The sequence below is a fragment of the Oceanobacillus jeddahensis genome, assembly GCF_000750635.1.
In the GTDB taxonomy this organism is placed as follows: Bacteria; Bacillota; Bacilli; order Bacillales; family Amphibacillaceae; genus Oceanobacillus; species Oceanobacillus jeddahense.
In genome coordinates this window covers 525344-540096 of sequence record NZ_CCDM010000002.1, presented here as the reverse complement: position 1 = coordinate 540096, position 14753 = coordinate 525344, and the positions used below count along the sequence as shown (strand labels likewise).

The window sequence follows — 14753 nt, the reverse complement described above, 5'->3', positions numbered from 1 at the left end:
TGCGAAACAAATAGCAAGTCCCGGCAACATGAAAAAGATTCCGTTATACTATAGAGACATCGTAGTTATATTAAATAAGGAGAAAGTTTGATCCTGTTGTTTTTCGACTGCCCCAACAGATGATCTTTACTGACATATCATTCTTAAAGGAGGTTATGCGATGCAATTCGATATTATTGGAGATATACATGGATGCTTAGAGGAATTGTTAGAGTTGCTGGAGAAGCTTCATTATCGGCAAGAAAAAGGAGAATATTTTCATCCGGAAGGCAATAAAATTGTATTTATCGGGGATTTGACAGACCGTGGACCAAACTCAATTGCTGTAATTAAGCTTGTCTACCAACTAGTCGTCGAACAAAAAATCGCATATTATGTTCCGGGGAACCATTGTAATAAACTTTACCGTTACTTTTTAGGAAATCAGGTACAGGAAAAACATGGTTTAGAAACGACTGTTGCTGAGTGGAAAAAATTAAATGAATCTCAAAAAAAGAACATTCAAGAAAAGTTTATAGCCCTTTATGAGAATGCTCCGTTATATTTATATTTTGAAGATCTCCAATTAGTTGTCGCCCATGCAGGGATTAAAGAAAATTTAATTGGGCAGATGAATTCCCGTACAAAGACATTTGTTCTTTACGGAGATGTAACTGGCCAAACAGATCATCAAGGCCGTCCTGTCCGGCGAGATTGGGCAAAGCATTACCGGGGAGAGCCCTGGATTGTATATGGTCATACCCCAGTTTTAGAGCCACGTCAAATCAACCGGACAATCAATATAGATACAGGCTGTGTCTTTGGTAATAAACTAACTGCTTTTCAGTTTCCGAAGCAGACGATTATTTCCGTACCATCCAAACAGCCGTTTCAGCCTGATCGTTTTACTGATTTTACTGATGTGTAATAAAACGAAACTTCATTCAGTGGGAGTTTTCGACGCACAACTCTTTACGATGGGACGAGTAATCGCAGCCCCAGTCCCAGGACCTCGCGAACTTAGTCTGCTTCCTTCATTCTCCCACTGAATTAGCCTTAGTGATTCAGGGAGATAGCGCCCGTTATCTCCCGCCTAAATAAATTTATTTTCGCTCTTTATTTGGAGGCGGGAGTTTTACGGACGATTCTCCGTGATAAATAATCTTTTTCACGACACAATAGAATAAAAAAAATTACGGATTCGCTAAATTCTAAGTTTAGTTAAGTTTTTCTATACACGCAGCCATATCCAACGGAAGTTCACATTCAAACCTCATTTTTTTATGTTCAAAAGGATGCGTCCATTCAATTGCTCGACAATGAAGTGCTTGACGCTGTATGACATCCGTTCTACCCCCATACAAATCATCACCAAGAAGCGGATGGCCAAGATGACTGAAATGCACCCGAATTTGATGCGTTCTTCCCGTTTCCAATTGGATATGCAGTAAAGAAGCTTCTGAAAGTATAGATTGAATCTTATAATGCGTAATGGCTTTCTTACCCTTCTCCCAATTTACTTCACGTTCAATGATGGAGGTTTGCTTACGAGCAATTGGTGCCTGTATTGTTCCAATAGCAGGAGTAATTTCGCCTGTAATCATTGCTACATAATTGCGGTGAATTTGATTCTTTTTCTGTGCTTCTGATAGCAATGCATGAGCATAGCGATTTTTTGCAACTAAAACAAGACCAGACGTATCCTTGTCTAATCTTGTTACAATGTGCACTGTTGCTGGATGTCCTGATGCATTATAATAATTTTGAATTCCATTTGCTAATGAATAATGACGATCATTCATCCCTGGCAGACAGGCCTGACCAGCTGGTTTATTTAATAACAAATGATCCTCATCTTCATAAACAATGGATAGATCCATCTCTGTGGCTTCGATACTGCCTGCAGCTTCATCCGGAAAAATCACAGTTAATTTGTCATCCAACTTTAGTGATTCTGTAATATAACGATCTCTTTCATTGATTAAAAATTTCCCGCCCTCTTTTTTCATAGCAGTCAGTAATCTTCTTGAAAAGCCCTGCTTTTTTTGCAGGAATTCCTTAATCGTTAGCTGGGAGCCTGTATTATCAATCACCCAGCTTTTTTGTATGCTTCCAGTCACTTAATCCACCTCGGTAACAAAGGAATCTCTCACACGGTGCCAGAAAGGGAATTGTCTAAAACGCGCAAATCGGATTTTTTCATTTGCTACCCGACATTGAATTGATTTGACTTCATGATAATTTTTCGTAAAATGATCAATTTGAATTAAGAAGGAATTATCGACCATCGGTTTCAGGAAGCATGTATGATGCTTCGGTAAAACTAATGGCGATCCAATCGTACGAAAAACACGATTATTGATCGATGCATTCTCAGTTATCTGAATGGCCTCTAAAGAAGGATGAATAATCGCTCCTCCCAACGCTTTATTATAAGCTGTACTGCCAGAAGGGGTGGATATACAGATCCCATCCCCGCGGAATGTTTCAAAATGCTCCCCCTTCAATTCCACATCCAAGACAACAGATGAACCATCTGCTGTCTTAATCATTGCTTCATTTAAAGCGAGGTGTCTGTCTTCTTTTTTACCTAATTCATCCCGGATGATTACTTCCATTAATGGATACTCCACCGTTTGGTATGGTGTTTTTGCAATCTCAATTAAGAGTTTCTCCACTTCTTCCTGTGTCCAATCCGTATAGAATCCTAAGTGTCCAGTATGAATACCGATAAAAGCTGTTTCCTTTAAACGATGATTATAACGATGGAAAGCTTCTAAAAAGGTTCCGTCGCCGCCAACTGAAATGACCAAATCAGGCGTTTCTTTATGATACTCCAGCCCAAAAGACTCTAAATATTGCCGCATCATGCTTTTTATTTTATTTGATCGCTTGTCTCCTCTAGAAACAATTTTAAACTTCATTACATTTTCCCATCCTTTATCTATGATTTACGATGAAAAACACGTTGAGCTTCATGGATTTCGCTTCTGATTTTGGACATTTCTTCATCTAGTTTAAATGCAGCCTCAGCAGCTTTTTGTAAACGTAGCTTAACTTCTGAAGGTAAATTTCCTTCATACTTATAATTTAAAGAATGTTCATTGGTTGCCCAAAAATTCATCGCAAGTGTACGTATTTGAAATTCAGCTAAGACAATAATTCTTCCTGTCACTGTTTCTACTGGGTATTCAATAATCATATGATAAGATCTATAACCACTATCTTTTTTATGAAAAACGTAGTCTTTCTCTTCAATAATTTGAAAATCGTTGCGCTTCCTGAGCATTTCGACGATGGGATAAATATCATCAACAAATTGACAAACGACTCTTATTCCTGCTATATCCTGTAATTTATCTAAATTCTCAAGAGGAATTTGTCGTTCACGCGCCTTTTCTATTATGCTAGGTATTGGTTTTACTCTTCCTGTGACAAATTCAATTGGTGAATTGCTGGATTCTCTCTCATATTCAGAACGAATCCCTTTTAATTTCACTTTTAACTCTTCCACTGCCTGTTTATATGGCGCTAACGTTTTTCCCCAGTCCATCGAACATCACCCTATATGTAAACTAATATTATTATTTTTATTTTATCACAGAGTAGCATTAGTACAAAGGAAAGAGAGACTTTTCAAGCAAACTTGGCAAAGCTTGTTATTAACAGATCAAGGATGTGCTGACTTCTAAGGTTCTTATAAATACACCTTTTTTCTTGAAATGTGGTTTCCTTCGTAATATGTTTGCTCATCTTACCTGAGTCATCCAGGACTGTAGTTATTTGTCCCAGTATAAAGGTGTGTAAAAATTAGTTATAAAACGAAACTTCATTCAGTGGGAGTTTTTCGACGCACAACTCTTTACGATGGGACGAGTAATCGCAAAAGCTCTTCGATGGGACGAGTAATCGCAGTCCCAGTCCCAGTCCCATCCCTAGTCCCAGGACGTCGCGAACTTAGTCTGCTTCCTTCATTCTCCCACTGAATTAGCCTAAGTGATTCAGGGAATTAGCGCCCGTTATCTCCCGCCTAAATAAATTTATTTTCGCTCTTTATTTTGTGGCGGGAGTTTTACGGGCGGTTCTCCGTGATAAAACGCAGAAAAATATCTGTTTTTTCTGCTAAGTTATCGTCGTATAGTTATTTTTTGCAATGCTCCTTCATACAAGCCATAATAGAGTTAATCTAATTTTATTTAGAACTGGAGATTTGAGAATGAGCCAAGAAGTCGAAATTGAATTTAAAAATTTATTAAACACTCAGGAATATCATCAATTAGCCGAAGATCTTTTTTCTCAGGCAGCGACAATAGAGCAGACAAATTATTATTTCGAAACGTCATCCTTTGGTTTAAAAGAAAACCACTCTGCATTACGAATACGAAAAAAGGACGAAACATATACTTTAACATTAAAAGAGCCACATCCAGACGGGTTATTAGAGACGCATGACAACCTGACAGAGAAAGAATTTTTGTCTTGGACTTCTGGTATTCCAACAGAAGCTCCAAATGTAACAAAACAATTGAAGCAAATGTCGATTGACGTATCATCACTTATTTATTTTGGAAAGATGACTACTTTCCGAAAAGAACTCCCTTATCAGAATACATTAATTGTTTTAGATAAAAGCCTTTATTTAAATACCGAGGATGCTGAAATAGAATTGGAAGCAACTTCCAAAGAACATGGAGAAAAAGTTTTTAAAAATTTACTAGCAAACTATCAAATTCCTTTCCGAGAAACGCCTGCTAAAATAGCACGTTTTTTCAATCAAAAACAGAACCAATCCTTATAAGTATTGGTTATATACAAATTAGTAACCCCCCTCAGTATTATGACAAACAGGACATCGTGCTTCTGTTACGGTACAGATTATTTGATGAAGTAAACCTATATTGCTACAATACTAGTACAAGGAGCAATTGATATGGAACAGAATAATATAAAAACAGTTTATGACGGAATTGGCGGTTATGAAAAAATAGAGGGGATTGTCGAAACCTTCTACGGATATGTCAAAGAAAATCCTGTCTTAATACCGCTATTTCCAGATGATTTAACAGAGACAATGCATAAACAAACGCTATTTCTCACACAGTTTTTTGGTGGCCCAAGACTGTATGAAGCTGAGCGTGGACACCCTATGTTAAGAAGAAGGCATCTTCCCTTTCCAATAACACCAAATGCGAGAGATCAGTGGTTAGCTTGTATGAAACGAGCATTAATAGAAAATCAAGTAGAAGAACCTTACTATACAGAAATGATTGAGCGAATGACAATGACCGCAAATCATATGATGAATACCCCAGAATCTTAGAAAGGAGCATTCGAAATGAATGGGAATCAACAAGAACTATCATCTTCTAATCAAATAGATTCTTCTTTTAACTACATGAAATACGTCCAAAAACCGATTGAAATGTATGTTTTTATTGATCCATTATGTTCTGAATGCTGGGCTTTGGAGCCTTATCTAAAAAAGTTATACGTTGAATACGGCCGATTTTTTACGATAAAACATGTAATCAGCGGACAGCTGGCAGCTTTAAATCCAAATGGTGTAAATAAAAGCAAACAAAGGAAAAAAGCAGGCTCAACTTGTTTTCCAACCAACTACGAAGATCTTGACTATCCTTGGGTTCCTGCTTTAGCAATAAAAGCTGCTGAGTTACAGGGTAAAAAAGCAGGCAAACACTTTATCCGTAAAATTCAAGAGACTTTATTTTTTGATAAACAGAACATCTGCAATGAGGATATTTTATTGGATTGTGCATCAGAGGCAGCTTTAGATGTGGAAGAGTTTCAAAAAGACCTATTCTCTGATACGTCCAAACGTGCGCTGCAATGTGATTTAAGACTTGCTTGTGAAATGGATGTAGATTATACACCTACTATTGTTTTATTTAACCAGCAAGTAGAAGACGAAGGCGTGAAGCTTTCTGGACTTCATCCATATGATATTTATGAATTTGTGTTAAAAGAAATTTTACAGCGTACCCCAATTCCATCTGTAAAACCACCTTTAATTGATTATTTACAGTTGCAGCAGACAGTAGGGACAAAAGAATTGTCTGTTATCTATGATTGGTCCATTGACAGAACAGAAAAAGAACTTAAAAAACTGCAGTTTCAGCAAATTGTTGAAAGAGTACCTGAAAAAAATGAATCCTATTGGAGATACCTTGGTACGATCTAACTAACCGCTCCTAATAAAGCCTGATTCAGATTATCTTTGATGCTGAATCAGGCTTTTTCGTCAGCAAAAATACAGGAACTCATTTTTTTGCTTTTCCTGTACAAGGCCTACGGATGCCGGCATTTCAATAGAGAAATAAGAAACATCATGGAAATTTCCTACATCCCTTCGTTGTTTATATTTTCAATTGTATAAAAAAAGATACACGGGGCAGCGTGTATCTTTTTTCCGTCTTTGTATAATTACAAAGGGGGGATGGGAGAAAGTTTCATGATCAAACAAAAGGGGTATTTGTTTGTAATCAACTTACAATTATATTCTAGCAAGTTCTTTTCCAGTTTTCAATAATTATGTTCATCTTTTCACAAAAAATTCACTTCTGGTTAATTTAATCACATTTTCACTTCTAAGGTGAACAACTCGGACATATAATGCAGTATTAGAAAACGTGTCAATCGTTAAAAGGAGGATTCTATATGCGGCGTAATTACTTTCCTCTCTTGTTCATACTACTAGTTATTCTCGCCTTTTTCTTTAATTTATTAGGCTTTATGAACATGGTACCGGTCTATATAACTCTTCCTTTATTACTCGCATCTATTTATTGCATGCTTTCTTCTATTGCTTATCAGAAAACAAAAAGCTATCGGCGCTAAAGCATCCCTCATCATATCAAAAAACGACTAAGTAGCTAACTACCTAGTCGTTTTTCTCTTCACTTTATTTATCCAACAGCTCTTCCATCTCTGTTAATTTTTCTTCAAAAACATCCAACGCATCTAAAATGGCTTGTTTCTGTGTCATATCTACCCCAGCTTTTTTCAACACATCAATCGGATCTTCACTGCTTCCTGATTTCAAAAATCCTAAATAGCGATCTACCGCTCCTTCTTCTCCATCTAAAATCTGTTTAGATAATGCAGTTGCTGCAGAATAGCCAGTAGCATATTGATATACATAATAATTCATGTAAAAATGAGGAATGCGCGCCCACTCTAAACCAATCTTTTCATCACTTACCACATCTTCACCATAGTATTTTTTATTTAAATTATAATACACTTCTGTCAGTTTATCTGCAGTTAATGCTTCTCCGTTTTGAGCTAATTGATGAATATCATGCTCGAACTCAGCAAACATCGTTTGACGGAATACAGTCCCACGGAAGCCTTCTAAGAAATGATTTAAAATATAAAGCTTTTCTTTTTCATCATCAAGGTGCTCTAATAAGTAGTCATTTAATAAAGCTTCATTAGTTGTTGAAGCAACCTCGGCGACAAAGATAGAATAGTTACCGTAACGGAACGGCTGATATTTTCTCGAATAATAGCTGTGCACAGAGTGCCCGAGCTCATGAGCCAGCGTGAATGTATTATTTACATCATCCTGCCAGTTCAAAAGAATATATGGATTAGTACCATATGTTCCTGATGAATATGCGCCGCTTCTTTTCCCTTTGTTTTCTTCCACATCAATCCAACGTTCATTGAAAGCTTCATCTAAAATGCCGGCATAATCTTCACCTAAAGGTTTTAAACCTTCTAATACATATTTTTTAGCTTCTTCATATGTTACAGGCATCTTCACATCTTTTACCAGCGGTGTATATAAATCATACATATGCAGCTCATCTACACCAAGAATTTTCTTTCTTAGTTTTGCATAGCGGTGTAATAAAGGTAATTTTTCATTCACTGCTTCAACCAGATTATCATATACTTCTTCAGGAATATGATTATTATCAAGAGCAGCTTGCCGGGCACTCTCATAATTACGGACTTTCGCATTAAAATTATGTGATTTTACTTCTCCACTTAATGTGGAAGCAAATGTATTTTTGAATGAACCATACGTGTCATACATTGCATTAAAAGCTTGTTCACGCACTTTTCGGTCTGATGATTCCATAAAGGTAGAGTATCTGCCATGTGTCAGCTCTACTTCTTCACCATCCGCATTCGTGATAGAAGGAAAAGTTAAATCCGCATTATTCAGCATACTGAATGTTTGGGAAATGGCTCCAATAGGTTCATCCGCTTCGGCAAGTAATACTTCTTCCTTTTCACTTAAAATATGCGGACGACTATGATTAATATCATCCAGAACTTTTTTATAAACCTGAAGCTCTTTATTTTCTTCAATAAACTGTTTGAGCTGTTCTTCTGGTATTTCTAAAATTTCCGGTACAAGAAAGCTAAATTGACTGGATGCAGCTGTCAACAGGTTTTCCGCTTGTGCATTTAAACCTTGGTAAAAGGAATTTGTCGTATCTTGATCCGTCCGCAAATGACCATACACATACAGTTTACTAAGACGCTCAGATAACTCATCCTGCAACTGCAATGCTTCTAATAAAGCGTTAGAAGAAGTACCCAATTTTCCTTTGTACGCTGATAATTTTGAAATATCTTTTTTCAAGCTCTGAAATTCTTCTTTCCACTTATCATCCGTTTCAAAAATATCCTCTAATCGCCAAGTTAATTCTTCAGGTATTTCATCTCGTTTTGGTAATTGCTTTGTTGCTTTTGACATACGTTTATTGCCTCCCTTTTTACAAATCAACAGTACTTTCTATTTTCAAAAGCTCTTCCGATGTAAATTTATTAAAGTTATACTGTTTTTATTCTTCTTATTTAGTATAACGAAATAAGGGCTAATCATGCTCGTATTTTGCTTTTTTTTCCGTAAAAAAAGAATGAAAAAATAACTGATCTCCTTGAAGCGCTTTTTCCTGTGAAGAATAGGAAATCATTTTTTGGTTCGTCCGAAGAATCGAACCGGATTGCATTTCAATATATCCAGATCGATGGAGCAATTGCAGATAAATATGCAAGGACTCGGAAAAATCAAAGGTATCTTTGCTATAAAAGGAATAAAGTATTTTCTTTATTTCTGTAATATTTATTCTATCGCCTGTTTTTAAATTCGCTAAACAAGAGACATATAATTCTGCTTGCCATTTATAAAAAGGAATAGTAACAGCAGCGTGATAGGGTATCGGCAAAAAGCAAATACTTGGTAGATGTTGAAATAAATAACCATTATTATATAACCACCTGCGCAGTTTATATATTGTTCCGTAAGATTCTTCCACTTTTGTACGAAGACGATGTACTTCTTTTACCCAAATCTCCGAAAAAGAACCAGGAATTTTTTCTTTTTGAAAAAGATGCTTAAAATGTAGATGATAAAGAGGATAAACAAGTTGCTTGGCGAAAGCCTTCGAAGTTTGAAGCGGATATAAATGGTGAAGAATAGCCATTTCTGATATAAATGGGTCATAAAAGAATAGCTGTGGGTAATCCTTTTGTGGAGAAGAACGAATAAAGGTGTCTAAAAAATAATTCGTTTGAAACGTATACGATCCTTTTTGCTTTAAAAATTTTGCTCCTAAAATCCAAATTGATTCCATTCCTATTGATTTATAGCCTTGCATACGGCTTAAAATTTCTTCCTGTGATACTCTGGCGCACTGAAATTCAATGGCTATTTTTTTCTCTTCAATTTGGACAAAAATATCAGCCCGTTGAGAAATTTCAGGAAAATATACTTCTAATTCTGTTTTCATATTAAAATGGGATAACCATTTAAATAATTGTAACTTTCCTTTTTCATGATAAACTCCTTCCCCTCCTCCCGAAAGTAAGCATTCTGTATGTGGCAAATGTGCAAAATGTGGTATAACTCTTTCCCCTGACCGTATAATCACTCTTTCTTTACAAATCGGACAATAAAATATTTCTTTGCTCTGTTTCCAACCTAGTAGTTCATCTTGTGAATGTCGAAATAACAAAATCATATCTCCAGTTTTATTTTTTGCTCGTTGCAATTTTATCTCACCTCCATACTATATTTATTTCGACAGCAATTCTTTTTTTCCTGCAATAATTTATTGAATAATATCAACCATAGATCTTTGTGTCGAGCCAAAAAGAATTGCATACAAAAAACCTACAACAAATCGTACGCAAGATTTCTTGTAGGTTTTATATTAAACATCTTTTGGAAAATATTCGCGCACCTGCTCAAACGTGTTATTTTCCATAATTTTCTTCCCGTATTCTTCGAGTAAATGAATAGAAATGGAAGAATCGGAGGCGTATTCCAATACTTGACTAATCACATCTTCTTGGCGATGTTCATCTAATACATCGTAAGAGAATTCCATATATAAATAGTAGTTGCCTTTATAAGAATATAACGTTTCTTCTCCATAATCATCTACATTATTTAATTGATGGCTCAACTGAATAAGGTTTTCAAATTCATCAAATTCAACGATAATCCATAAATTTTCTTCCATTAGTTCGTCTTTCTTTTCCCCTTCGTCATCCTGCTTATTATCTCCAAACTTCTCATCTAAAATATTTTCAAGCTGATCATCCACCGGCAAATCAATATTTCCATCATCTGTTTCCAGCTCCAGATGTTCACCGTTCTTAGAGACTTTTGCTTTTGTAACAATAATTTCAAGGCCTTTTTCCATTGCTTGAACCTGTATCCATAACGGGCCTTCCGGATTGAAGTCCTCACGGTAATTCACTTCATCCATCATCTGCCAAAACAATTGCTCACTTCTTTCGCGATTATACCAGATTTCTTCTTTTTCAAAGCCCAGTTCCTCTATATCAACATAAGAAATATAAAATTTAATCGTATTTTCATTAATTCTTTCTATCTCCACAGTAAGCTCCCCCTTCTTATTAAGATAGAATCATCACCTGCATGTTTATCTTACACAAATGTCTGAGCCCACAGGATGTAATCATTGTCTTTATAATAGATGTACCCAAATCCGTGTAATATTAATCATGAATCTTATTTATCATATTATATGCAAAAATGCAATCTACAAGAAATGAATACGCCTAGTTCCATTCATTTTATTAAGAAATAGATAAGAACCTCTCATTACTCTCCGCTAAACACGAGTGTATTTATGCATTTTATTTAGTTAGTAATTTTAACGTATTTCTAGTGTTTTGTCATTTATCAGAGCTTATTCATTTTTTAGCATTTCCTGCCATAAAGAAAGGCGCAGACATAATCTGCACCTTTACAAATTTTTTATTATTAATTAACCATTCGTTGCGCTTCACGAAGTTGGAATGTTCTAACTGTCCTTGGTAAGAAACGGCGAATTTCATCTTCGTTATAACCAACCTGTAATCGTTTTTCATCTAAGATAATTGGACGACGCAATAAACCAGGATTATCCTGAATTAAATTAAATAAATCTTTCATCGGCAGCTGATCAATATTTACATTCAATTTTTGAAAAACCTTCGATCTTGTAGAAATAATTTCATCTGTTCCATCTTCCGTCATACGCAATATTTCTTTAATCTCATCAAGAGATAACGGTTCAGAAAAGATATTACGTTCTGTAAAAGGAATATTATGCTCTTCCAGCCATGCTTTCGCTTTTCTACATGAAGTACAGCTTGGTGAGGTATAAAGTGTTACCATAAAACTTCACTCCTCAATCTATTTTATATTTTCAACATCTACCTGATTTTATTAAATAATAATAAGTATAATCTACCCGTATGTACTTATTATACACCAAATATTTAATAAAAGGTAGGGGGATGCGATAAAAACATTTATTTAATTTTCTACCGCTTCTCACATAGTTTTAAGATTCCCTTCTCCAATTGATAATAAACCTTAAAAAAATAAAATTTTTCTGTGCAATTAATATAATGAGATTTCACTTTTTTATATTCCACGATTTATCTATATTTAAACATCGATTTCTGAAAGCGTTTCATGGAATATCATCTTAGAAAAGTCTTGCAATTTCCAAAAAAGAGCATTATGATAATTAACATAACTTCAAATGTTAGGTTTCCTAACATAAATGAAAGAGGAGGATTTCAATGAAAAAGGTGGAAGCAATTATCCGGCCGGAAAAGTTTCAAGATTTACGGGAAAAACTGTCAGCTATTGGGTTTGACGGACTAACCGTGACAGAAGCAGCCGGAACCGGAAAACAAAAAGGGAAGATTGGAATATACCGATCTACAGAATTTGAAGTTACCCTGCTTTCTAAATTAAAGGTGGAGTTGGTTATTTCTGATGAAAGGTTAGATGACATTGTCGGCCATATTATCGACACCTGTAAAACTGGCCAAATTGGAGACGGGAAAATCTTCATTTCACCAATTGAGCAGGTTATACGAATAAGAACTGGAGAAAGTGGAACAAAAGCCATTTATTAAATCTCAGGAGGAAATCATATGTTTAAGAAATCATTTACGTTAACCATCTTATTATTTTTCTTCGCAACGCCGGCATTTGCTCAAGCTCCAACTACAGAATCACTGGAGTCATCGATTAATCTTGTATGGCTAATGTTGGGAGCCATTTTGGTTTTCTTCATGCACGCTGGATTTGCTATGGTGGAATCCGGTTTTACCCGCTCGAAAAATACATTAAATATCTTAATGAAAAACTTTTTAACCATCTGCATCGCTGCTATTTTGTTCTTTATAGCCGGTTATGGAATTATGTTTGGTTCCTCCACAGGAGCTATCATCGGAAGAGACGGCTTTTTCTTAAACGGAGTAGATGACATTGGCTTCTTTGTATTTCAGGCTATGTTTGTTGCCACATGCGCAACCATTATGTCAGGAGCCGTGGCAGAAAGAATTAAATTAGGAAGCTATGTACTTATTGTTGTCGCCATGACTACATTTATTTATCCAGTAGCCGGACATTGGATTTGGCAGGGTAATGGCTGGTTGACAACTCTTGGTTTCAGCGACTTCGCCGGTTCGACCGTCGTCCATTTAACCGGAGCAGTCGGGGCACTCATGGTCGTTCTCATTCTCGGACCGAGACTTGGAAAATATAATGGTAAAAAAGTAAATGTTATTCCAGGGCATAATTTACCTTTAGGTGCACTCGGCGTATTTATTTTATGGTTAGGGTGGTTTGGTTTTAATGGCGGCAGTACACTCTCAGCCGACCCTTCTCTTGTTCCTTATGTAATTGGAACAACCTTATTATCAACATCTGCCGCCTTAATATCTTCCACTTTTTATACCAAATTGCGATTTAAAAAAGTGGATGCCTCTTTATCCATGAACGGTATATTAGGTGGTTTAGTAGGTATAACTGCCGGAGCAGCAGAAATTTCACTGGGTGGATCTATTATCGTAGGTTTGGTATCTGGCATCTTGTTGGTTGAAGCGATCCGCTTTATCGACACTAAATTGCGGATTGATGATCCTGTCGGAGCTATGGCAGTTCATGGCGCCTGCGGAATTTGGGGTACATTGGCTATCGGATTTTTTTCTATCGACAGCGGCTTCTTTTATGGACATGGTTTGAGTCAATTAGGAATTCAGGCAATTGGTATTTCAGCAGTAATTATTTGGGTTGCTGTCACTGTCGGAGGATTCACATACATCCTAAATAAACTTTCTCCGATTCGTGTATCAAATGAAGAAGAAAAAGCCGGACTGGACTTTACTGAGCACGGTACCAGCGCGTATCATTTTAAAGACAGCTATTTGGAAGGAATTTCAAACACCAAAGCACCGATTGGTCTGGCAGATCGTTTAAATCAAAATACACCTTCCGAAAGTCCGACCAAACCATAAGTATCCATTTACTTACTTTGTAAAAAAGAAAATTTGGCTTACACGTATAATTGGTGCCTAAAAATGTTTATTACGTCAAAAATCTTCTGCGCCAAATTCCTATATTTTCTTATCATATAAGAAAAGACTGTAGAGGTTATCACGCCTTTACAGTCTTTTTGATTTTACATTTCATCTGGCTCTCTCTTTTTTTGCACGCCTGCTAAAAGGTTATCTGCTTTATTATCTTCATTATAATACAATACCTCATCAGAAGGCTGATATTTTTTTCCATATATTTCTTTGTCTTTATATGTATGAATATCTTCATACATTTTTTTCATTTGACTGTAAATGACTTCTTCGGAATCGTCATTTGGTGACCAATATAAAATTTCCATAGGCGTTTCTTCATCCGTTGCCAATGACTTGCGATTGTAACCAATGGATCTTGCATGACGAAAACCTTCACGAGAATAAAATTTTAATCTTTTTTCTGTATCCGTATCGTCATAATTAATCGGCTCCACTTCCAAAATAATCGCTTTATTTTTTTCTTTCAGCTTTTCCATCAGTTTGTGACCGATCCCTTGCCCCCGAGTATTCGATGATACCCAAAGATAATCAATAAAAAGAAATGTATCAAACTCCGCATACATCAATACATGTTTCGGACTCTCATCTTTAAAATAGACATCGCCCTTTTCCGCCAGTAAAAGTTCCATATGCTGTTTAGATTTCATCTCTTCTACCGGAAAATAATCGTTCAGTTTTTCATACCAATTCATTCAGGTTGCTCCTTTTCGATTATTATCGTTTTATTATAACCGATTTCATTTTGATTGTGAAATGATAGCTAAATAAAAGGAACGAACAGGGAGAATTTACAGAAATAATAAGAACACGAAAAACATTACATAATCCTTAGTAATGTAAACAGAGCTGTTGCACAAGCCAGATACCTGCTTCCACAACAACCCCTTTAG

15 protein-coding genes are annotated in these 14753 nt (G+C 35.9%); 7 read left to right on the top strand and 8 right to left on the bottom strand.

Features of this window, described 5'->3' with window-relative positions; translation table 11 throughout:
* Positions 1–160: 160 nt before the first annotated feature.
* Entirely contained in the window at positions 161–907 is a 747-nt protein-coding gene (prpE, locus tag BN986_RS10335; RefSeq protein ID WP_040979709.1) for a bis(5'-nucleosyl)-tetraphosphatase PrpE, read from the top strand.
* Between the two features lie 289 nt (positions 908–1196).
* Here prpE and BN986_RS10330 read toward each other — a convergent pair whose 3' ends face one another.
* From BN986_RS10330 to yjbM, 3 genes are read right to left on the bottom strand one after another with little or no spacing between them, the layout of a single operon-like run.
* Positions 1197–2099 (bottom strand): RluA family pseudouridine synthase, encoded by a 903-nt coding sequence (locus tag BN986_RS10330; protein ID WP_244444988.1) that lies wholly within the window; start codon positions 2097–2099, stop codon positions 1197–1199.
* Positions 2100–2903, bottom strand: coding sequence for an NAD kinase (locus BN986_RS10325; protein WP_040979708.1), 804 nt, complete (start codon positions 2901–2903; stop codon positions 2100–2102). It abuts the gene before it with no gap.
* 20 nt (positions 2904–2923) lie between these two features.
* Positions 2924–3532, bottom strand: coding sequence for a GTP diphosphokinase (gene yjbM, locus BN986_RS10320; protein ID WP_040979707.1), 609 nt, complete (start codon positions 3530–3532; stop codon positions 2924–2926).
* Positions 3533–4195: 663 nt separating this feature from the next.
* Between yjbM and BN986_RS10315 the strand changes: the two genes are divergently transcribed.
* The 4 genes from BN986_RS10315 (at position 4196) to BN986_RS26140 (ending at position 6834) form a co-directional block, all read left to right on the top strand.
* Positions 4196–4777 (top strand): CYTH domain-containing protein, encoded by a 582-nt coding sequence (locus tag BN986_RS10315; RefSeq protein ID WP_040979706.1) that lies wholly within the window; start codon positions 4196–4198, stop codon positions 4775–4777.
* A gap of 132 nt (positions 4778–4909) precedes the next feature.
* Positions 4910–5299, top strand: a complete 390-nt coding sequence (locus BN986_RS10310; RefSeq protein WP_040979705.1) for a globin domain-containing protein — start codon at positions 4910–4912, stop codon at positions 5297–5299.
* Between the two features lie 15 nt (positions 5300–5314).
* Positions 5315–6178 (top strand): ClpXP adapter SpxH family protein, encoded by an 864-nt coding sequence (locus tag BN986_RS10305; protein WP_040979704.1) that lies wholly within the window; start codon positions 5315–5317, stop codon positions 6176–6178.
* A 476-nt stretch (positions 6179–6654) separates the two neighbouring features.
* A complete protein-coding gene (locus tag BN986_RS26140; RefSeq protein WP_074435650.1) occupies positions 6655–6834 on the top strand; it encodes a hypothetical protein in 180 nt (59 codons plus the stop codon).
* Between the two features lie 64 nt (positions 6835–6898).
* On the opposite strand, the gene pepF is transcribed toward BN986_RS26140, so the two are convergent.
* The 4 genes from pepF to spxA form a co-directional block, all read right to left on the bottom strand.
* A complete protein-coding gene (gene pepF, locus BN986_RS10300) occupies positions 6899–8710 on the bottom strand; it encodes an oligoendopeptidase F (protein ID WP_040979703.1) in 1812 nt (603 codons plus the stop codon).
* 121 nt (positions 8711–8831) lie between these two features.
* Positions 8832–10007 (bottom strand): competence protein CoiA, encoded by a 1176-nt coding sequence (locus BN986_RS10295; protein ID WP_040979702.1) that lies wholly within the window; start codon positions 10005–10007, stop codon positions 8832–8834.
* 162 nt (positions 10008–10169) lie between these two features.
* Positions 10170–10862 carry an adaptor protein MecA gene (gene mecA / locus BN986_RS10290; RefSeq protein ID WP_040979701.1) on the bottom strand — a complete coding sequence of 231 codons (693 nt, stop codon included), beginning with the start codon at positions 10860–10862 and terminating at the stop codon, positions 10170–10172.
* A gap of 389 nt (positions 10863–11251) precedes the next feature.
* Positions 11252–11647, bottom strand: coding sequence for a transcriptional regulator SpxA (gene spxA, locus BN986_RS10285; RefSeq protein WP_040979700.1), 396 nt, complete (start codon positions 11645–11647; stop codon positions 11252–11254).
* A 413-nt stretch (positions 11648–12060) separates the two neighbouring features.
* On the opposite strand from spxA, the gene BN986_RS10280 reads away from it, so the two are divergent.
* The gene (locus BN986_RS10280) at positions 12061–12402 is read left to right on the top strand and encodes a P-II family nitrogen regulator (RefSeq protein ID WP_040979699.1); all 342 of its coding nucleotides are present in this window, start codon (positions 12061–12063) and stop codon (positions 12400–12402) included.
* Positions 12403–12420: 18 nt separating this feature from the next.
* Entirely contained in the window at positions 12421–13788 is a 1368-nt protein-coding gene (locus BN986_RS10275; protein WP_040979698.1) for an ammonium transporter, read from the top strand.
* Between the two features lie 164 nt (positions 13789–13952).
* Here the strand turns inward: BN986_RS10275 and BN986_RS10270 are convergent, their stop codons facing one another.
* Complete coding sequence (locus BN986_RS10270; RefSeq protein WP_040979697.1) at positions 13953–14555, bottom strand: GNAT family N-acetyltransferase; 603 nt, start codon at positions 14553–14555, stop codon at positions 13953–13955.
* Between the last annotated feature and the right edge of the window lie 198 nt (positions 14556–14753).

What these genes read in the sequence shown, in the direction of transcription:
- prpE (WP_040979709.1), top strand. Translation starts at nt 161, where the DNA reads ATGCAATTCGATATTATTGGAGATATACATGGATGCTTAGAGGAATTG.
- BN986_RS10325 (WP_040979708.1), bottom strand. Translation starts at nt 2,903, where the DNA reads ATGAAGTTTAAAATTGTTTCTAGAGGAGACAAGCGATCAAATAAAATA.
- yjbM (WP_040979707.1), bottom strand. Translation starts at nt 3,532, where the DNA reads ATGGACTGGGGAAAAACGTTAGCGCCATATAAACAGGCAGTGGAAGAG.
- BN986_RS10315 (WP_040979706.1), top strand. Translation starts at nt 4,196, where the DNA reads ATGAGCCAAGAAGTCGAAATTGAATTTAAAAATTTATTAAACACTCAG.
- BN986_RS10310 (WP_040979705.1), top strand. Translation starts at nt 4,910, where the DNA reads ATGGAACAGAATAATATAAAAACAGTTTATGACGGAATTGGCGGTTAT.
- BN986_RS10305 (WP_040979704.1), top strand. Translation starts at nt 5,315, where the DNA reads ATGAATGGGAATCAACAAGAACTATCATCTTCTAATCAAATAGATTCT.
- BN986_RS26140 (WP_074435650.1), top strand. Translation starts at nt 6,655, where the DNA reads ATGCGGCGTAATTACTTTCCTCTCTTGTTCATACTACTAGTTATTCTC.
- pepF (WP_040979703.1), bottom strand. Translation starts at nt 8,710, where the DNA reads ATGTCAAAAGCAACAAAGCAATTACCAAAACGAGATGAAATACCTGAA.
- spxA (WP_040979700.1), bottom strand. Translation starts at nt 11,647, where the DNA reads ATGGTAACACTTTATACCTCACCAAGCTGTACTTCATGTAGAAAAGCG.
- BN986_RS10280 (WP_040979699.1), top strand. Translation starts at nt 12,061, where the DNA reads ATGAAAAAGGTGGAAGCAATTATCCGGCCGGAAAAGTTTCAAGATTTA.
- BN986_RS10275 (WP_040979698.1), top strand. Translation starts at nt 12,421, where the DNA reads ATGTTTAAGAAATCATTTACGTTAACCATCTTATTATTTTTCTTCGCA.
- BN986_RS10270 (WP_040979697.1), bottom strand. Translation starts at nt 14,555, where the DNA reads ATGAATTGGTATGAAAAACTGAACGATTATTTTCCGGTAGAAGAGATG.